Annotated in this window: 19 protein-coding genes; 1 reads left to right on the top strand and 18 read right to left on the bottom strand. The window is 43.4% G+C overall.

Translation table 11 applies throughout. The features are described from left to right. Positions 1-270: 270 nt before the first annotated feature. The 9 genes from CSD97_RS12155 to CSD97_RS12195 all read right to left on the bottom strand — a co-directional run bounded on the left by CSD97_RS12155 (position 271) and on the right by CSD97_RS12195 (position 7,331). Positions 271-1,578 (bottom strand): SIR2 family protein, encoded by a 1,308-nt coding sequence (locus tag CSD97_RS12155; RefSeq protein WP_121736319.1) that lies wholly within the window; start codon positions 1,576-1,578, stop codon positions 271-273. A gap of 5 nt (positions 1,579-1,583) precedes the next feature. After that, positions 1,584-1,784 (bottom strand): helix-turn-helix transcriptional regulator, encoded by a 201-nt coding sequence (locus tag CSD97_RS12160; RefSeq protein ID WP_007665817.1) that lies wholly within the window; start codon positions 1,782-1,784, stop codon positions 1,584-1,586. A 4-nt stretch (positions 1,785-1,788) separates the two neighbouring features. Further along, positions 1,789-2,505, bottom strand: a complete 717-nt coding sequence (locus CSD97_RS12165) for a hypothetical protein (protein ID WP_098032453.1) — start codon at positions 2,503-2,505, stop codon at positions 1,789-1,791. A gap of 96 nt (positions 2,506-2,601) precedes the next feature. Further along, on the bottom strand, positions 2,602-3,006 hold the full coding sequence (locus CSD97_RS12170; RefSeq protein WP_098032454.1) for a hypothetical protein: 405 nt from the start codon (positions 3,004-3,006) through the stop codon (positions 2,602-2,604). Positions 3,007-3,041: 35 nt separating this feature from the next. Further along, positions 3,042-3,983 carry a relaxase/mobilization nuclease domain-containing protein gene (locus tag CSD97_RS12175; RefSeq protein ID WP_098032455.1) on the bottom strand — a complete coding sequence of 314 codons (942 nt, stop codon included), beginning with the start codon at positions 3,981-3,983 and terminating at the stop codon, positions 3,042-3,044. After that, positions 3,973-4,281: a MobC family plasmid mobilization relaxosome protein gene (locus tag CSD97_RS12180; protein ID WP_098032456.1), complete on the bottom strand. Its 309-nt coding sequence runs from the start codon at positions 4,279-4,281 to the stop codon at positions 3,973-3,975. The genes CSD97_RS12175 and CSD97_RS12180 overlap by 11 nt, the downstream gene beginning before the upstream one ends. A gap of 138 nt (positions 4,282-4,419) precedes the next feature. Beyond that, positions 4,420-5,499: a DUF6371 domain-containing protein gene (locus CSD97_RS12185; protein ID WP_098032457.1), complete on the bottom strand. Its 1,080-nt coding sequence runs from the start codon at positions 5,497-5,499 to the stop codon at positions 4,420-4,422. 78 nt (positions 5,500-5,577) lie between these two features. After that, on the bottom strand, positions 5,578-6,954 hold the full coding sequence (locus CSD97_RS12190; protein ID WP_098032471.1) for a DUF3987 domain-containing protein: 1,377 nt from the start codon (positions 6,952-6,954) through the stop codon (positions 5,578-5,580). Between the two features lie 11 nt (positions 6,955-6,965). Further along, positions 6,966-7,331: a helix-turn-helix domain-containing protein gene (locus CSD97_RS12195; RefSeq protein ID WP_036633149.1), complete on the bottom strand. Its 366-nt coding sequence runs from the start codon at positions 7,329-7,331 to the stop codon at positions 6,966-6,968. 184 nt (positions 7,332-7,515) lie between these two features. Here CSD97_RS12195 and CSD97_RS12200 point away from each other — a divergent pair, with 184 nt between their 5' ends. Next, positions 7,516-8,448: a restriction endonuclease gene (locus tag CSD97_RS12200; protein ID WP_036633148.1), complete on the top strand. Its 933-nt coding sequence runs from the start codon at positions 7,516-7,518 to the stop codon at positions 8,446-8,448. 11 nt (positions 8,449-8,459) lie between these two features. Here CSD97_RS12200 and CSD97_RS12205 read toward each other — a convergent pair whose 3' ends face one another. The 9 genes from CSD97_RS12205 to CSD97_RS12245 form a co-directional block, all read right to left on the bottom strand. Beyond that, the gene (locus CSD97_RS12205; protein ID WP_036633147.1) at positions 8,460-9,347 is read right to left on the bottom strand and encodes a hypothetical protein; all 888 of its coding nucleotides are present in this window, start codon (positions 9,345-9,347) and stop codon (positions 8,460-8,462) included. A gap of 264 nt (positions 9,348-9,611) precedes the next feature. Next, the gene (locus CSD97_RS12210) at positions 9,612-9,974 is read right to left on the bottom strand and encodes a lipofamily protein (protein WP_098032458.1); all 363 of its coding nucleotides are present in this window, start codon (positions 9,972-9,974) and stop codon (positions 9,612-9,614) included. Positions 9,975-9,982: 8 nt separating this feature from the next. Continuing rightward, positions 9,983-11,089 carry a site-specific integrase gene (locus CSD97_RS12215; protein WP_098032459.1) on the bottom strand — a complete coding sequence of 369 codons (1,107 nt, stop codon included), beginning with the start codon at positions 11,087-11,089 and terminating at the stop codon, positions 9,983-9,985. Between the two features lie 84 nt (positions 11,090-11,173). Continuing rightward, positions 11,174-12,076, bottom strand: coding sequence for a helix-turn-helix domain-containing protein (locus tag CSD97_RS12220; protein ID WP_098032460.1), 903 nt, complete (start codon positions 12,074-12,076; stop codon positions 11,174-11,176). Between the two features lie 247 nt (positions 12,077-12,323). Beyond that, positions 12,324-13,718 (bottom strand): tRNA uridine-5-carboxymethylaminomethyl(34) synthesis GTPase MnmE, encoded by a 1,395-nt coding sequence (mnmE, locus tag CSD97_RS12225; RefSeq protein WP_005826869.1) that lies wholly within the window; start codon positions 13,716-13,718, stop codon positions 12,324-12,326. Positions 13,719-13,999: 281 nt separating this feature from the next. Next, the gene (locus tag CSD97_RS12230) at positions 14,000-14,878 is read right to left on the bottom strand and encodes a nucleoside phosphorylase (RefSeq protein ID WP_025831882.1); all 879 of its coding nucleotides are present in this window, start codon (positions 14,876-14,878) and stop codon (positions 14,000-14,002) included. Positions 14,879-14,971: 93 nt separating this feature from the next. Further along, positions 14,972-15,973 carry a flotillin-like protein FloA gene (floA, locus tag CSD97_RS12235; protein ID WP_005826863.1) on the bottom strand — a complete coding sequence of 334 codons (1,002 nt, stop codon included), beginning with the start codon at positions 15,971-15,973 and terminating at the stop codon, positions 14,972-14,974. A 48-nt stretch (positions 15,974-16,021) separates the two neighbouring features. Then, positions 16,022-16,492, bottom strand: a complete 471-nt coding sequence (locus CSD97_RS12240; protein ID WP_005826862.1) for an NfeD family protein — start codon at positions 16,490-16,492, stop codon at positions 16,022-16,024. A gap of 8 nt (positions 16,493-16,500) precedes the next feature. Next, a complete protein-coding gene (locus CSD97_RS12245; protein WP_016273337.1) occupies positions 16,501-17,931 on the bottom strand; it encodes a tetratricopeptide repeat protein in 1,431 nt (476 codons plus the stop codon). Positions 17,932-17,943 lie beyond the last annotated feature (12 nt).

The following is a 17,943-nucleotide window of genomic DNA, read 5'->3' on the forward strand; positions in this document are numbered from 1 at the left end:
GTATTTTTATATTGGAATCAAGGGGGTAGGATTATTTTAGCACAAGGGGGCAGAATCGCTTGGTTTTAGGGGGCAGCTTACACTGGATTTTCCAATCCCATTTGATGCCCTTCTATTACTACATAGTTGCCTACTAAACCGCCGTGATATAGTTCACCATACTTGAAAAAAGGTTGTAACAAAGCGGAGGAAGGGAAATGTACCTTCACTCCTTGTGGAGTTACTTGATTGATAAAACCAATAAAGTGCTCGTTTACAAATGGATTATAATTAGTTCCCTTCATTGACAATTTTCACTAAACGATATTCATCGGATTGGTCATATATTTTGATGTTTGGATAAGCGTCAACAAATTCTTTAAAAGTTTCATTGACCATCATTATATTACCTCTTTCACCAGCTTCTTTATAGAAAATGTCGCTTTCTATGATACCTGTGTCCCTGTAATTGATAATGATAAGTTGAAAACTTGGATTTTGTTCCAAAGCTTCGTTTATCATGGATAATATGTGCTTGTCACCAAAGCTAAATCCTATAACAACCAATGTAGTATTTTTCATACGTAACGCAGCTTGAAAACGAGTCATCATTTCAAAAAATGGTTGTTCGTAAGAGTGTTCATATTTATTTTCTTGCGGAAAAATCATTAATGAATCTTCTACAGAAATTTCTTCTGCCTTATTTTGGTAAACGTTGTTGCCTCGTTTTTCCCAATCTACCGAACCATGTGGTTTGTATAGGTGGAAAACTCGTGGAACAAAATTGTCCTCGTTCTTAATTCTGCTACCATCACGAATTACGATATCGTAATCAAAATGTCTTCCACTGAATATCCGTGGAATGGAAAAAGAGAATCCATCTATTATTGTATAATTCCCTTTTCGTGCAGCTTGCTCAAATAGGGTGTCATAGTTTAAGGTAAATAACTTTACCCTTGCAATAGAACTTTTTCGTTTAGTAATCTTATTAAGAAATTTTTCATGCACACTGGATGATTCGGAAGATGTTATTTGTAGATTGCAATTATCTTTAATCATCTTCTTTATTTTGCTAACGGTATATGTAATATTCCATTCTTCTTTATCTGTTTTGAAAATCGGTTCTGTGATATAATCTTTTGCTTTTTCTGCTAATGAAAGGACTTTTTCTAGGTTTTTTCTATATTCGTCTTTCTCGTCTTTGTCAGTATATCTGACTTTTTCGCAAAAGGCATCCATATTCTGTTTTCCACCAAGCAAAACCGTAGCATCATCCCATAAATTACACATGAGTTTGCCTTTCTTGTCATTCTCTCCAAAAAGGTAGGAAGAACCTGCACCAGTAAGAAACAAGAGATTCTCAATTTGGTAATTTAGCTTCTTTCCATATTCTTGACGTTTTAATTTGTGGGCGTAGTTTTCTATGTCAGTCGAGATGTTGCCTCCGCTTTTGCGTTTGGCAATAAGCTCTTCTGGAAGTATGGAAACGACTCCATTCTTTATATCAGTGAACGAATCTCCTTCTTTCACTAAATAAAGTGTAAATCCATCTTTTTTTAAAAGACAGATATTTTTAGTTTGTTCTTCTTGCTTCTTCATACTACTCATCTGTCTTTTATTAAATCTTTCACATCAATATTCAATATATCAGCAATTTCAAATAGCACTTCCAAACTTGGTTGCCGTCTGTTGCATACATACGCATTGACTATACAGAAACTCTTGCCGAGTTTCTCGGCCAGCCAAGTTTGTTTGATACCTCTTTCTTCAAGTACCTCTTTTATCCGATTCATGGGTTTATCCATCGCTTTATTTTTTACAAAAGAAATCTATAGTCAAATCAACCATTAATGCAGTTATTGTAACTCCACGCTTTGCTTCATCATTTTTGATAGATGATTTTACAACAGAAGAAATGAAGCTGGTTACTAAATGCAACATCTTGTTGACTGGCTTATCTTCCGGTTTATTGTTAAGTGTTGCATCTATACTTTGTAAAGCTGTAATTGCTGCATTTGCTTTTGAAAAATTTTCATCATCCGGTGCAATAGCTTCCGCAATGCTTACTGCATATTTAGATACCGCAAGTATATCGGCAACTTTCAGTTGTTGTCCATATGGGTTTTGATATAAGACTTCTTCTTGCCTAAATATATGATTAGGCTGATAAAGAATATTTTGCGCATATGTGTAATGGGTTCGATATATATTGCGAATATTAATCTCATTTTGTAAGGCTTTCAAACATCCCACAACATTCATTCGCAATAATGTATCATCTTTGATGTTGTCAATGGAAGTTGGTAATATGTCAGGCAAAATTCCATTAGAGAGCATTTCCTGTTTCGTCTGACTTTGTACCGATTCTGCAAAATAAGGGATGCCTATATAGCCTGTAGCAATATAGTGACTTATCATTTTATTTCTATCTCCCAGCATATACGCTTTATAAAGATTGGAATATGCTATTTCCAATCTTAAAACTTCATTAGCTTGTTGCTGTTCAAGTATGCCTATTGCGTTCATATATTTATTGTTTTTCCGTTTGCAAAGATATAAAATTATCTGCTATATAAAGAGAAAAGGAGAGGAAAAATACCCTCCTTAACCCTAAATCAAATGTCAGACATTCAAATCCTTCATCGCCAATCCATAGTTTTCCTGTCCGAACAGGTCTTGATGGATGAGTTTCAAACCGAGTGTCTGATAATACTTGTAGTCATCACCTTCGGTACAGAGGTACTTGTAACCGTAGCGAGGCATGTACTCCTTGAAGAAGCGAGCCAAGTCTTTCAGGCTTTCGGCTTGGTTCTTCTTGAAATTGCTGCGCACGATGATGATGCTCCAGTCGGGGAAGTTGCCTCTTCCGTTGCTGTACTCCCAGAAACGGATGTAGCAGTCCAAGTCACGCTCACGGATGTTCACACAAAAGCCATTGGCATTTTGCATCACGCTACAACTGTTTCTGTAGCCGAACTTCTCACACAAGTAGAGATTGAAATCAAGAATCAAATCATTTTGTAACATAATTGATTGAATTTAAAAAGTTAATAAAAAGTGGATTATAAATGAAAGCCTCGCTTGCGCTTAGCCTTTTTCTTTTTCATCAGACGGTTGAACTCAGCTTCTTCTGCGGCAGTGGCATCGTATGATGAACTGCCATTCAACAGACCAAGGCCGATACTTGAACCATTGCCGGAGTGGGAAACGCTTTGCTGCACCTCTTCATCATTATGCGTGACCCCTTGTTTGGGGTGTTCAAATGAGGATGCGCAAGCATTCTGCTCCAATCGGTTGTCGATATTCAAGTAGCTGAATTCACGGCTGACTTTTGAGCCGGAGAAAGAAAAAACGTTGTACTCAAACTTGACACCCTGTATTTCTCTTGTAGTCCGGCTGACTTTGAATTTCATATCAATGTCACGGTCAGCAAGAGCTTCTTTCAGTTCATCCCAATTTTGAGCTTTGGGCAACTCCTCTTTCAACGCTTTGTATATCTCGTGTTTTGCCCGGTCGTATGGACGCAAGCGTTCCTCCTTGATATGGTCTTTACCATTGGCAAAGTGCAAGCGGTATTTTGCCGTCAACATCTTACACGCCTTTTCATTTCTGCGGAAGTCGTTCTTGTCGCTAATTGTTTTGCCATCATTATCCACCCGATTGAAAACGATGTGGCAATGCGGATGCTCACGGTCGATATGCCGGGCGATGATGTACTGCGTGTTTTCGATACCCATCAGTTTCATATAGTCGTGGGCGATTTGCAACATCAACACATCATCAGACTTCAAGCGTTCGCTGTCTTCAGGGGAGAAGTTGAGCGAGGTGTGTCCGACAATATTCTTTACCTTGTCATTGAGCAACGCTTGTAATTCAAATTGTTCTGCCATCTGTTCGGGTGTGCCATCCACTCCGGCTGCTTCCAGCAATTTGGATTTCTCCTCTTTCAGGACATAGCGGACACAACCACCGAACGATGTCCCTTTGGTCTGCTTACCTATCATCTTTCAGTTGTTTTATAAGTTGGTTAATACGCAGCGCCATCTCCTCGCATCTTTCGGCAACGGCAAAGAATCCGTAGGTGTTTGCCTGTTTCGCCAACTGGTTGAGGTTGGTACTTTCTCCAATTAACTGACGGATGATGTGGATATGCTCTTTCGTGATTCGTTCACGTACCGTTCCGTTCTCAATGAGCGAACGGATGACTGCGCTTTGAGTCTGCTTGCTCCGTCTGCAAAGCGCACCGAGCCATGCGAATTGGTCGTAAGACAGACGGAGTGTTATCGTATGTTTCTTCTCCATTTTGAATTGCTTTTAGTGAATAATTTGTGACCATCGGGAGCCGCCTCCTCTGACTTTTTGAGGAGCAATTAGTCGGGAAATGTAATACACCGACATTAACTTGCTATAGTAAAAAAGTCTCAAATTCTCTCCCTTTGTTCAAAGTCTGAATCCTCGTTTCTTCGGCGGTGAAACCTTTGGTTGAGGAATGCCTCGTTGTACGCAGATGAGCTTCAAATCAAATGTTTCTATCAGTGTTTTCAAGTTCGGATTCCTCTTAATCATCTGCTGGAGTATGGCTTCATCGGGGCGTACCTTCAACAGGTAATCGGCAATGTCGTACCCCTCTTTCCGTTCGTTTTCGGTTGCGTTGGCTTCCAAATAATCGAACAGTTGCACATCAATTCCATTGCTTTTCATCAACCCGATTTTGCTCTGCCAATAATCGGTCGCTCCCAAATCGGGGAATAATACAACGCTTCTTCCGGTTAGAACGGACTGATTATTGGCATTGAAACAACCGTTCTTTCCACCCGATGCAATCCATAGGAATTGGGGGAGGTAGTAGGAGGCAATGATTGCAGTTTTCTCGCTTTCGACCAATGCCACAGGACGGCTTTTGTCTTCTGAAAGCAAATGCTCACCGAAGAAACATTGCTTCAGATTATAGTCCTCTTTATGTAGTACGGAGTGTACCCATGTGACATGATTGTACGGTTCTTTTATCCGCTTGCCAGTTTCTGGATTGTAAAGCATTATCTTACCTGTACGGACTCTGTTCTGATAATCCATTTGCCAAAATACGGTTGCACCGTCCCAATGCTTGGAAGTGCCAACTTTGTATTTCTCCATCAGTTTCAATGTCTCCGTCTCTCCGAATTGAGCCGATAAGAATTGAAACAGCTTGTTCTCAGGATAGCGTTGTAACGACTGATTGACTATTCCCAAATCAATGTAGGAAGTGGCTATCGGCTCGGCTGTCTTAATAGACGCATAGCTCTGAGAGTTATTTTCGGACAACTTTTCTTTTTCAGATGGATGCCGTTCAAAGTAATCACGGGGTGTGAAATGATAACCGCATTTCTGCTCGTGGTCGCAACGCCCCACGTAATCCGGAAACTGGATTCGCTTCTCCGTATCAATGTACTTGGAGAAACATCTTTTGCGGTGGCAGTTCGGGCAAGTATGCCGGGTGCTGACGCCCTTGTAGGGTTCTAATATGAATCTATGTGTACTCATTGTTTATCTCTTTTTTAGTGTGTCACTTTTGTCGTTATTGTCGTTTTCGCTTGGAAAGTGTCAAAACCGACAAAAATGTCATGGGTTAATCTTTGAATATTCTCCATGCTTCTCTTTGCGGAACAATGTTCCGATATTGTCATTGAGAAAGCGTTGAAATGTCCGCTCTTTCATTCCGTTTTGCTCGGCTATCTGTATTGCTTGAGCGGTGGTAAAGGACGGAGGTAGCAGATTGACTATCGCCTGTTGCTGACTGTTGAGGCCATTTTCATTCAGGATATTTTGTACGCTCAATGCGGATTCCTTGAAATATTCCGTCAGTTTAATGGCTCTCTCCACCGTCAGCAAGTCGATACACGTCTTGTCGCACTCTCCACAAGTCCATCGTGCCAGTTGGATAATCAGGCAGAAGCGAATGATGTATATCTCCAGCTTGCAATAGATGCTCACAATGGTGTCGTTTGTTTCTCGGTCGCATAACTCTGAGAAATGATGCTGCCATTCATAAAGTCTTTTCTTGGCATCCTCTGAAAAGAAAAGAATTTGCGGTTCAATCTCTCCATGCTCATTTAGGCTGCACTCCGATTGTATCAGCTTATCAATGATGTCATTCCATTCTTGCTCTATATCTTTCGGCAGTTCTTTGTCATTCCATCGTGCTTTCTGTTGCAGATTGGGCATCACAAACAGGATGCGGTCGATAAACCCGTTGCTGGAGCGTTCACCTTTAGCCAACTCGTTCAGGATTTTCTTTTGGATAGTACCAATGACCGATATGTACGGACGCTTGATGAAGATGGAACTCTTGGCATTCTTGCGGTCGGATATAGTGGTTTTGGCACTGAACACAGATAGCCAAAATTGTTCTTCCGAACCGTTGTTATAGCGGTTGAAGTTCTTGAACCAAGCGGATAATTCATCGGCCCACAAGCATAGCCCGCGTTTATTCTGCGCATGAATGAGGCTCAACCCTTCGGGCGTTACATCCGAAACCAAGAAGCGTTTGCGGATAGGCTCTTGCGGAAATTGCTCTCCACCGCTTTCAGTACGTTCCTTGCGGCTCATGCTCATCAGCTCATCGTACTTGGCAAGAGCCTTTTCAAATTCCTGATTCTGTCGGTAGTCATAATCAAGAAACGGTTTCATCGCAAAGCTGAGCGGATGGCTTTTGTTAGCTCCCGGTCTTCCAATCAATGCCATATACAGGATGGGGCTTTCCAGCCAGCCTTGTTTGATTTGGGCAAGATGCGTGTTACCTATGCCGATCGCTATTGCCGTAAGGATGGCTGCGGCAATGTAGTCGGTAGGGTAGTTATGACATTCGTGTACCTCACGGATGATGCGTTGTATTTTTGCCGGGAATATGCTGATAGGGAATGCCGTACCGGACAATCTTGTGCTTAAATCAATCGCTTCATCAATGATGGATGCCGGATTAATAGAATATTTACCCATAGTCCAATCCATTAAAATTGTACTGATGATTTGGGCTTGTGGCGAACACCGCTTTGCATATTGGCAAGCATCTCCTCGTATGTCTGCTCAGCAGTCTTTCTTCGTCCGTTCTCAATCCAAGCAAGAAGCTCGTCCTCATAGAAATAGAGTTTCTTGCCTTTCTTGTAAGCCGGAAGTAGCCCTTTGCGTACCAATGTATATATGGTAGGCTTGGCTTTTCGGATGATGTGGCAAGCATCATCAATTTCCACCAATACATGTTTGTCAGATGGCTGTGGCTGGAGTTCCGCTACCATCTTTTTCAACTCGATGACCTGTTCGGTCAGATAACCTACCGCTTCGGGCAGCTTATCAAATGTTACTGTTTCTTTTTGCATACGCCAATCGTTTTTAATTGTTCGACGGCAAAGGAAACAGGTGTTTCAATGGTGGAATCATTCACCAAAATATAACTGAAGAATAACTTTTTGATGGTAATAAGTGATGATTACGAGTAATTTAAGTACCTTTGTGTCATGAAATACCAGTGGTTATTAAAGCTATAAAACAAATTTGTCGTTTATGATACCGCAATTTGAAGAAATACGGATACAGGCATTGAAAGAATTAAGTGCTGGAGTTGTTATGAGAGCTAAAGATTTGCGCATTCCTTTGGCTAAGCATTTTGGATTGACCGATGAGGAAATGAATGCTTGGTATCCTTCTGGTAATGGCGAAATATTCTTAGACCGTATTTCGTGGGCTTTATCGTATCTTTTTATTGCAGGTCTTGTAGAAAAGCCCCAAAGAGGTGATTATAAAATCAGCGAAAAGGGACTGTCTATGCTTTCTTCATGTACAGAGGAACAAATAAATAAGTTCATCAAAGTAACTGTGAATGCGAAAACTCCGAAGAAAAGTTCTAAAAATAAAGATGCTAACAATGCTTTTTCCCATTTGGAAAATGATGATGAACGTACGCCGGAAGAAGAATTGGCAGATTCGTATGATAGAATAAAACAGAATGTACAATCTCAGATTCTGACAACAATATTAAGTAAAAAGCCACAAGAATTTGAACGGTTAGTTGTGAAATTACTTCAAGCAATGGGGTATGGTGGAGAGGTCAAAAACTCAGGTATCGTAACGAAACTTTCTAATGACGGTGGTATAGATGGTATTATTAAAGAAGATATTTTAGGATTTAATCATATATCCATACAGGCAAAGCGATATGCTTTAGATAATAATGTTCAGCGTCACGAGGTTCAAAGTTTTGTAGGAGCTGTTGCCGGAACGCCATCCAAGAAAGGAGTATTCATTACTACCTCTGATTATACTAAAGGTGCAATGGAGTATGTGGAAAGCCTTAACGGTTCACCAACCATTATCTTGATAAATGGTCAACAATTAACAGAATACATTTATGACTATGGCTTGGGATTGCAAACAGAGAAAGTCCTTAAAGTCATGAAAATGGATATGGACTACTGGGATGCAATGGATAATGCTTGATGGTATTGCAGCTATGCAATTTTTCTATCCAGCTTAATCTTACATACAGATTCGGTATGGGACATCTTACGTTCAATGGTAGATATTTCAGAATCACGGAGGGTATGAGCAAATATCCTCTTTATAAATGTGGCTGTCTGTAAGCGTGGTTTGCCAAATGCCTTACCGATATTCCATCCAAAGTGCATGATGTCAATAGTCTTTAGCTGAGAATCAATCTTTATCGGTTCGATTTTAGGTAAGGCATCTGACAGGTAATATTCTGTTACATATCCACACAAGCGATTAAGCGCAGTTTCATCAAGATAGGAAACTAAAGTTTGTTTCGTGTATGCGATAACTTTATTGAGTTTTTCTTGTGAGGCGCGTTCTTTCTCAGCCATAGCATGGGCACGGAGTATCTCATATTCTGATGGTTGGTTGGATTCTTCTATAAAAGTATTGTTGATAGTAGAAGGTGTGGCTTCTTCATTTGGAAGTTCTGCCACATCTTCGTTGAGTTCGGAACATAATGGAGTAGAAACTTCTTCTGTTATGTCAGATGTAGTTTCGATTTCAATTTCGGGTTCAGGCTCAGAAATGATAGGTTCTGAATTTATAGCACTTTCAGCAAGTTCCGAGTTTACTGCTGGAACTTCTACGACTACAGCCTTGTTGCGATAGCACTCAAATCTCATAAAGCACTTTTCTATTGTCGGTGAAAGAATTTGACTGAATACCATTTGCAGATTGAGATAGATAGCTCCCATGATAATGGAGCATACCACCAAAATAAGGTAGCTGCTGAACTCGTCCCAACCATAGTGAAGTACGGTTTGGCGGGCTAAAACACCAATGATGGCGATTGTACCAAAAACAATCAGATGCAATGTTATATGTTCTATCTTTTTCAGCTCCATAGTGGTATGTATTAATCGTTTGTGTGCAAATATATAGGATTAATTTTTGAGAAAATCCATAGTTTTGCCTGTTAATGGGCTTTTGACGATATATTTCATCGCTTTTCACTACGTTACACTCCTAATAATAAGCGCATTGCAAATTTCTTGTTTTTGGATGAAAATAGTTGGATAAATAGGCTTGTGTATCTTAAAAACAAAAATTATCTGCATCATTTTGGGTAAACAATGCAGATAATCAATGGGGTATAGAGATATAGCTTATTAGCAATACAATGTATGGCTTGTACCATTGAGATATAACAAGATGTTATACTCTTGTTTACGAGCGACTTTGTTTATTAGCCATTTCCTAAATACAGCGGAATGTCCGGTGTCTATTTGATAGGATAGGGCTATAACCATATCGAGATTATACACATCGGCATTGTTCCCATTCTCCAACTTGATGTACTTGCAAGCTTCGTGGCTCTTCAAAACATTAGCTTTCAGGATTCTCTTGATTGCTATATGGATAGCTCCAGACGTTGTATAAAACAAGTCTGCAAGTTCCCAAGTGGTCATCCATACTTCGCCATCAGAAATATGGATGCATTGTCCGTTGTTGAGTATGATTCCTCGTTTCATAGTTCTATCTATTTGAGTGATATTTTATTGGCTGTTTCTCGCTTCTTGGAATTGACCAAATCGGCATATATTTGAGTTGTGGACACATTCTTATGCGTTAGCATCTTTGATACAGTGTAAATATCTGTGCCTAAGGATATTTGTATGACCGCATACGAATGTCTGAATCCGTGAAAGGTTATCGGTTTCGTTATTCCTGCCTTTTTGAGCCAGCTTTTCAGTGGGTAATTAATCATACTTCGCTTCAAATCCTTGAAAACTTTGCCTGTTCCGGGTGTGCCGCATAGTTCGTAGGCTTCGTAACTGATGGGGAGTGTCGCTTCCGTCTGGGTTTTCTGTGTTCTGATACGTAAACAATAGCCTTGGTCGGGAGCGATAGTGAAGTCTTCCCATTGCAGATTGAGAATGTCGCTGATGCGTAAGCCTGTCAGACAAGCGAATAGAGAAGCGGCTTTCAATACGGGGATGTCGCAAGGAGTGGCAGCGAGTTGCTTCACTTCGTCCAATGTCAAATACTCCTTCTTCACATCTTGTGGCTCAATCTTATCAAGGTAATCATTGATGTTCTCCCGAAACCATTTGTCCCGATAGGCAATCTTCAACAATCCTCTGAAGGTAGAGTAGTAGCCGGATGCCGAATTGAGGGATATAGGACGGTTGCTGTGTTTGAGTTGCTTGGCATTCAGCAAGTATTCACGGAACTTTTTGCATAAATCCACATTCACATCGCCAAAGGTACATTGCCCTTTGACGAAGTTGTAGAAATGCTGATAGACGAACTGCCATTTCTGGTCTTTGTTCCGGCACATTTTCTTGAAGTAGGCAAGGAAATCGGCTTTCTGCTTGGTCTTGTCTAAGAAATCGAACTCTTCGTTGATGAGCGATTGTACTCGGATGCAGCGGATAGCCTCTGCCTTGTTCAGCATATCATTGTTGAACTCCCGTTCCATCTCGTTTTTCGGGTGAGCATAGATGTAGATGCCAAGGTATTCTCTGCGGCTCATCTGCATCGTTTCGGGGTTACGGACTGCCGGATAATAATCCAGATACAAGGAGATACGATTATTCCGAATCTCTCTCTGACGAACTGTTACTTTTGTACACGTGTGTGTCATACTGTTTAATATTTAGAGTTTTACATTTGTTTGGTGCAAAGGAATAAGGTGATTCAATGGTGGGTACATTCACCGAAAAATAACTTATTCAATCTTTGGAGTAGCAAGCAACCTATCCAGCTCAGGCTTGGAGATAAGTGTGTATTTACCTTTCTTGACCTTTGGGATATTATGGTACTTGGCATAATGATAGAGTTGGTCTCGGGTAAGGTTGAACTTCTCCATCGCTTCAGCTACCGTATAATATTGCGGTTCTTCGGGTGCAGTAATACCTTTGACAATATCCACATGCTTCTTGGAATAGTACACCATGATGCCCTCTTTCTTCTTCGGAATGGCATTCTTGGAAACGAAACAATAGATTGCGGACAAAGTCATACCGAACTTCTCCTGCATTTCTTGGGTGCTATACCATTCGGTAATGTCTGGATTTGGGGCTTTCTTGGCGAAGTAAGCATCTATATGTTTCTTGCTCCAGTAGGTCTTGCCACGATTGAAAGTTCGGGGGATGTTATTCTTCTTGGCTACCACAAATATCCATGACTCGTTTACATGGTATTTCTCTTTCACTTCGGCAGTGGTATAGAAGTCGGTGATAGGGGATTTCTCTTTTGTTGGTGTCTTCTCGTTTTCGGGCGAAAGATAGTCTGTCATGTTTTCTATATCAGCTCTGCGAACAAGCGTTTTCCTTTCAAATCGGATTACTTTGATTGTTCCATTGCGGATATAGCGATATATAGAAGTACGCCCAATATTTAATAACTCGGCTACTTCTGATGGAGTAAGATACTCCTTGTTCAAATTAGGAGGTGTCTTTACGCTTTTCCCTAATTCGTGTTGCAGACTTTCAATGCGCTGTTTCCTAACCCTGTCTTTATAGGCAAGATTGGCGCATCGGTGTGAACAATACTCTGTGGTGGTCTTATGGGCTGTGAAAACAGCATTACACCACTTACATCTTTTCTGAATGTCGATTTTACTACTCATTATTTATCCGTTTATTTCGCCAAATCTGTTTCATCGCGTACCACCACGTACCATGACGTACCAGTGTGTCCACGACCTTTCCGACCTAAAATCGGAGAGTAACAAGCGAGCAACAAATGCGGTACAAAAATGAGCTGAAAAAGCCCTATAAACGATAACCATCGCTTATAAGGCTAAAAAGAAAGGCGCTCAAAATGAACGCCTTGATAATCGTTGATGATATATGCTAATCGTTGGTAATCACCACTTATTTGCCGATGCAAAAATGTTCGAAAATATTCCCAAGTACCATATCGTTCGTAACTTCCCCTGCAATATCGCTTAGATGGAAAATGCATTCGCGGATATCTTGTGAAACAAAATCTCCGGATAGATTTTCTGCTAGTCCTTGTTGAACCCGGTGGATGGCTTCCAAGGCATGGGTCAAAGCCTCGTAGTGGCGTATATTCGTGACAATGACATCGTTTTGGGTAACCGTGGGCAGGTTAGCGGCAGAGATTAGCATTTGCTGAAGCTTGTCGAGGTTGGTACGTCCTTTGGCAGAGATGGAGATACATTGCACATTAGTAGCGGCCACGGTGAAACTGGAGTTGGGGATGGTTGAGGCATCTTGCACCAGATCGGTCTTGTTGAATACGAGAATGAGCCGTTTCCCTTCGCAACGGGGAAGTATCTGGGTAGTTAGTTGTGGTATCCGTGAGACGGCATTCGTGGCATCAACTATCCAGAGCACGATTTCCGCCTGCTCCAATTTCTGGAAGGTTCGCTCAATTCCTAGGTTCTCGATGGTGTCGTTCGTTTCGCGTATGCCTGCCGTATCAATAAATCGGAAAGTTATCCCACCAAGATTGACTGTGTCTTCTATCACATCGCGGGTTGTCCCGTGTATGTCGCTTACAATGGCTCGTTCCTCGTTTAGTAGTGCATTCAACAGGGTGGATTTACCAGCGTTCGTTTCGCCGATGATGGCTACGGGCACGCCGTTCTTGATGGCATTGCCTACACTGAAGGATTGTACTAAACGGGAAATTACCTGCTCTATGCCGTCTGCTAGGAGACATAGCTCGGAGCGGTCGGCAAATTCCAGTTCTTCGTGGTCGCTGAAGTCCAGCTCCAGTTCTATGAGTGATGTGAAGTGCAGCAATTGGTCGCGTAGTGAGGCCAGCTCTTTGCTGAACCCACCGCGCATTTGGCTCATGGCGAGGCGGTGAGTGGCGGCAGAGGTGGAGGCGATGAGGTCGGCCACGGCTTCGGCCTGGCTTAGGTCCATTTTGCCACCCAAGAAGGCCCGTTGCGTGTACTCACCGGGAGCGGCCAGGCGGCAACCATTACCGATGAGCAGTTGCAACACCTTCTGAAGAATATAGCTCGAACCGTGGCACATGATTTCCGTGCTATCCTCGCCCGTGTACGAGTGGGGGGCACGGAATAAGCTTACAAGTACTTCGTCTATGATGTTTTCTTCTTCATGGATATGACCGAAGGTAAGTGTGTATGGCTTGGCATCCTTCAGCTTCTTCCCCTTCCGGGCAGGGGTAAATATGCGGGATGTTATCTCTATGGCATCCGGTCCGGAGACACGGATGCATCCTATGGCTCCCCCTTGGGCGGTGGCTATGGCACAAATGGTATCTTGGTTCATTTTATCCGGCTTATTTTTATTCAGCAAAGATAATGGTTTCTTTACAAAAAAGAGAGATGGTGATTCAACTTATGGGCTTTTATCGTAACTTTGTGCAAATCGATAATGGATAGATGCTTATAAAGCCTAATCCGCCTCTGTGCCCATTGTGGGTATAGCAGGACATTGCTACACTATACAGACCAGCAACGGGCACGTCAGGCAGGATGTGATGAAGTCATTACTAAACCCTACTCCTAGGATTGGCTGAAGGAAAGGGAGGAGCATTTCTTGAAGGATACTTAGATACGGTCGAGTACTGTTTTGATAAGAGTATCTATCGTATTCTTGTATCCCGTGTTAGCTTCTTTTATCAGGCGGTTGGCAATGACCATGCATACCGTCATGGCCTTGTGCCCCATCAGACGGCTCAAGCCTGCCAGGGCAGAACTTTCCATCTCGAAGTTGGTAATACGGTAGCCGTTGTATTCAAATTTTTCAATCTTCTCATTCTGATGTGGGTCGGCAAGCGGCACGCGTAACTCGCGTCCTTGAGGTCCGAAGAAGCCCCCGGCGGCAATCGTTACGCCACGTACCATGTCGTCTTGTGCGATGCGGTCTATCAGTTCAGCACTTGCATCAATGACGTAGGGGGCAGGGGCACACATGTTGCCGGACCATCCCATATGGTTGAGGAAGGCACGCTCCATGGGTAGGTCGCACACGGAGTTGCGTCCGGCATAGAAGTTGAGCAGACCGTCGAAACCGATGGATTTTTCAGAACATACAAATGTACCCACCGGAGTGTAGGGTTGCAAGCCGCCGCAGGTGCCGATACGTACCAGCTCAAGGCTACGTAGGCGGGGCTTTTCTTCGCGCGTCTCGAAGTCGATGTTTGCCAGGGCATCCAGTTCGTTCATCACGATATCGATGTTGTCACATCCGATACCGGTGGAAACCACCGTAATACGTTTCCCCTGGTAAGTACCGGTGATAGTCTTGAACTCGCGGCTTTCCACTTCACATTCCTTGTTCTCGAAATGGGAGGCAACCAGTGCCACCCGTCCGGGGTCGCCTACCAAGATGACTTTGTCTGCCAGCCATTCGGGCTTTACGTGAAGATGAAATACAGAACCGTCTTCATTGATGATCAGTTCGGAAGAGGCGAAATATTTCTTCATATGCTTGAGGCTTTAATCTTTTGTTTATAAATAGAAACGCCGGGAACCGATTCTTGTTCACCGGTTCCGGCGTTTCGTCAGTTACTTTTCGGGTTATTTACTCAACGGCTGGCTGGTATTGCCCGTCGTCGGTTTGGCAATGTTTTCGCGCATGGAAGTGTCGGCTTCTATATTCTTCATCCGGTAATAGTCCATGATACCCAGATTGCCGTTGCGGAATGCTTCGGCCATGGCCTTGGGTACTTCCGCTTCTGCCTCGATAACTTTGGCACGGGCTTCCTGGGCTTTTGCCTTCATTTCCTGCTCTGTGGCTACGGCCATGGCGCGGCGTTCCTCTGCCTTGGCTTGAGCAATGTTCTTGTCGGCATTGGCTTGGTCTATCTGCAGGGCGGCACCGATATTCTTACCTATGTCAATATCAGCAATGTCAATGGACAGAATTTCGAATGCTGTTCCGGCATCCAACCCCTTGCGCAATACCAGTTTGGAGATAGAATCCGGATTCTCCAATACAGACTTATGATTCTCTGACGAACCGATGGAAGACACAATACCCTCGCCTACACGGGCCAGAATCGTGTCTTCTCCGGCACCTCCCACCAATTGGCGGATATTGGCGCGCACCGTTACACGGGCCTTGGCAATCAGCTGGATACCGTCTTTGGCAACAGCTGTCACGGGAGGAGTGTCAATTACTTTGGGGTTAACGGACATCTGTACGGCTTCGAATACGTCACGGCCGGCAAGGTCGATGGCGGTTGCCATCTGGAACGGCAGCTCGATATTGGCTTTAGAGGCGGATACCAGTGCGTGTACCACCCGCTCTACGTGACCTCCGGCAAGGTAGTGCGCTTCCAGTTCGTCGCGCGTGATGTTTTGCAATCCTGCTTTATGAGCTTCAATCATGCCGGGCACAATGATATAAGGAGGAACATTACGGATACGCATCAGGAAAAGTTGTACCAGCGAGATGTTTACTCCCGATACTTTGGCAGACAGCCACAAGAAGAACGGTACATAATGGAAGAAAAGTACCAGGAAAATAATGCCTCCTATAATGAGGAAGGCGGTTAAATACATTGTGCTTGGATCCATGAGATTAAATATTAATTGTTAGTTATAAATAGGTTGATTTCTGAAATTTCACTGCTTGAGCCGCTCCACTAAGAGGACTCCGTCGGCAATACGGTCTACGATAATCGGAGTCTTTTCGTTCAGGAAGCCGTCTGATGACTTTACTTCCACGATGTCTCCGTTGATTTCGGCATAGCCGATAAGAGCCAGGCGGGTAGTGGTTACGCCTATATCACCTACCTTGACTTTTTCCTCGGCACTACGGTCTACTTTGGAGGTGATGTTTTTTTTCAATGCAATTTTGTCGAGTGTCTTGGAACGCATGAACCATACCAACGAGCCGATACAAGCCAGGGCAGATATGATAAGCGTAATGACACCTGCCGTGGTGCCCATATAGGCAAAGGCATAGTAGTTGGCAAAGATGATGCAACCTCCTGCCAGAAAACCGGCAACGCTGATGCCCGGAATTACGAATAATTCCACTAAGAACAAGATTACTGCTCCTATAATCAATGAGGCGATAATGAGTATATCCATAGTTGTCTTTATTTGGTGGCTTGTTTTTCCAGGTTGCGCACTTGAATGGCAGTTTGCTCCATCTCAGTGGACAATTGCCGTACACGTTGCTCCAGGTCGAGGATGGCGGCGGACATCTTGTCCTTTTCCTGCTTGTCGGCTCGGGAGTATTCCGAACGCATATCTTCCAGTTTCTCCTGCAGTTGTTTGTGGCTCTGCTCCAGCTGATTGTATTTGCCATACAAGGCTTTGGCCTGCGGGGAACGGAAATCGTCCAGCTGGTAATAGGTGGAGTGGTCATCAATGACGAATTGGAAATCGTGCTTCTTGGTGGTCCGCGGCTTTGCGTTGGCAGCGGTCCGAAGCCTTTCTCGGGCGGCCTTTACCGCATCGGTGTCCGTCCATGTGTCCTTGATAGAGTGAAGTTGCGCCAATGATATCATCTTGTCCGGGTCCATCCCTTCGTAGTTGTACACTTGCTTGGATGAGTTGGGAATGAATACATAGATGCACACTTTGCCTTCCGGCTGGTAGCGGTCGGAGGCAAACCATCCCAAGTCGTTGAATTCGTCAATGACGTACATATAGTCGTTGTAGGGCGAATTGAACGGCATGCCCACATTTTCCGGCATCAGATAAGAGTCGGTATTCGTATTGTAACGGGTGACGAAAATGTCATATCCTCCCATCGAGCCAGGGCCATCCGAGGCATAGTAGATAGTGATACCGTCCGTAAGTACATAAGGGTAGTCTGCATTCATGGCCTCGTTGATGCTTCCGGGCAACAAGCTGCCATCACTCCATTTGTCCAGCAACTTGTTGCGCGAAAGGATACTGAGGGTGCTGTCCGGTTGCATTTCGCTATAATATAGCTTATTGCCCAGCTCCGTTTCGTATACCGTTCCGCCTTCCTTACCGGAATCATTGAAGTAGGTGTCGTACATGAACAGTTTGCCCGATTCGGGGCTGATTTTGTATGCATCCAGGAATTTTTCCTTGTCTACCACAAAGCTGTCGATGAAGCAGACCTCTTCCACGCCTTTCAGCATGCGCAAGTTGGATTTGCTTTTTTCCAATAATTGTTCGGCCTCTTCGGTGGAGCGTTTTCTCTTTCTCAGGTCGGAAATGTAGGTCTCATAAGTCTCGATGGCATCTTCGAACTGATATAAATCATTGTATGCCCGGGCCAAATAGAGTTGCCCGCTGGGGACGCGTCTCTTGACGGCGCTTTCCAGGTGTTTCAAGGCTTCTGCGGGTTCGCCGGTTTCCAGGCAACATACACCGTACCATAGGTTGTAATTTCCATTGCCAGGTTGTGTCTTGACGAGTTTTTTGAAGGCGGGCTTGGCTTCTTCGTATTCTCCCTTCTCGTACAAGGCTTTGGCTTCTGCCAGGCTTTGTGCGGAAATTGTTATGCTCAAAAGGCCGAATAGAAAGAAAAGGATATATTTTTTATTCATATTGATACATGC

Source organism: Bacteroides sp. AR29 (assembly GCF_900217715.1).
Taxonomy (GTDB): Bacteria; Bacteroidota; Bacteroidia; order Bacteroidales; family Bacteroidaceae; genus Bacteroides; species Bacteroides uniformis.

Coding starts and splice junctions, on each gene's coding strand:
- CSD97_RS12155 (WP_121736319.1), bottom strand. CDS start 1,578: ATGAAGAAGCAAGAAGAACAAACTAAAAATATCTGTCTTTTAAAAAAA.
- CSD97_RS12160 (WP_007665817.1), bottom strand. CDS start 1,784: ATGGATAAACCCATGAATCGGATAAAAGAGGTACTTGAAGAAAGAGGT.
- CSD97_RS12165 (WP_098032453.1), bottom strand. CDS start 2,505: ATGAACGCAATAGGCATACTTGAACAGCAACAAGCTAATGAAGTTTTA.
- CSD97_RS12170 (WP_098032454.1), bottom strand. CDS start 3,006: ATGTTACAAAATGATTTGATTCTTGATTTCAATCTCTACTTGTGTGAG.
- CSD97_RS12175 (WP_098032455.1), bottom strand. CDS start 3,983: ATGATAGGTAAGCAGACCAAAGGGACATCGTTCGGTGGTTGTGTCCGC.
- CSD97_RS12180 (WP_098032456.1), bottom strand. CDS start 4,281: ATGGAGAAGAAACATACGATAACACTCCGTCTGTCTTACGACCAATTC.
- CSD97_RS12185 (WP_098032457.1), bottom strand. CDS start 5,499: ATGAGTACACATAGATTCATATTAGAACCCTACAAGGGCGTCAGCACC.
- CSD97_RS12190 (WP_098032471.1), bottom strand. CDS start 6,954: ATGGGTAAATATTCTATTAATCCGGCATCCATCATTGATGAAGCGATT.
- CSD97_RS12195 (WP_036633149.1), bottom strand. CDS start 7,331: ATGCAAAAAGAAACAGTAACATTTGATAAGCTGCCCGAAGCGGTAGGT.
- CSD97_RS12200 (WP_036633148.1), top strand. CDS start 7,516: ATGATACCGCAATTTGAAGAAATACGGATACAGGCATTGAAAGAATTA.
- CSD97_RS12205 (WP_036633147.1), bottom strand. CDS start 9,347: ATGGAGCTGAAAAAGATAGAACATATAACATTGCATCTGATTGTTTTT.
- CSD97_RS12210 (WP_098032458.1), bottom strand. CDS start 9,974: ATGAAACGAGGAATCATACTCAACAACGGACAATGCATCCATATTTCT.
- CSD97_RS12215 (WP_098032459.1), bottom strand. CDS start 11,089: ATGACACACACGTGTACAAAAGTAACAGTTCGTCAGAGAGAGATTCGG.
- CSD97_RS12220 (WP_098032460.1), bottom strand. CDS start 12,076: ATGAGTAGTAAAATCGACATTCAGAAAAGATGTAAGTGGTGTAATGCT.
- mnmE (WP_005826869.1), bottom strand. CDS start 13,718: ATGAACCAAGATACCATTTGTGCCATAGCCACCGCCCAAGGGGGAGCC.
- CSD97_RS12230 (WP_025831882.1), bottom strand. CDS start 14,878: ATGAAGAAATATTTCGCCTCTTCCGAACTGATCATCAATGAAGACGGT.
- floA (WP_005826863.1), bottom strand. CDS start 15,973: ATGGATCCAAGCACAATGTATTTAACCGCCTTCCTCATTATAGGAGGC.
- CSD97_RS12240 (WP_005826862.1), bottom strand. CDS start 16,492: ATGGATATACTCATTATCGCCTCATTGATTATAGGAGCAGTAATCTTG.
- CSD97_RS12245 (WP_016273337.1), bottom strand. CDS start 17,931: ATGAATAAAAAATATATCCTTTTCTTTCTATTCGGCCTTTTGAGCATA.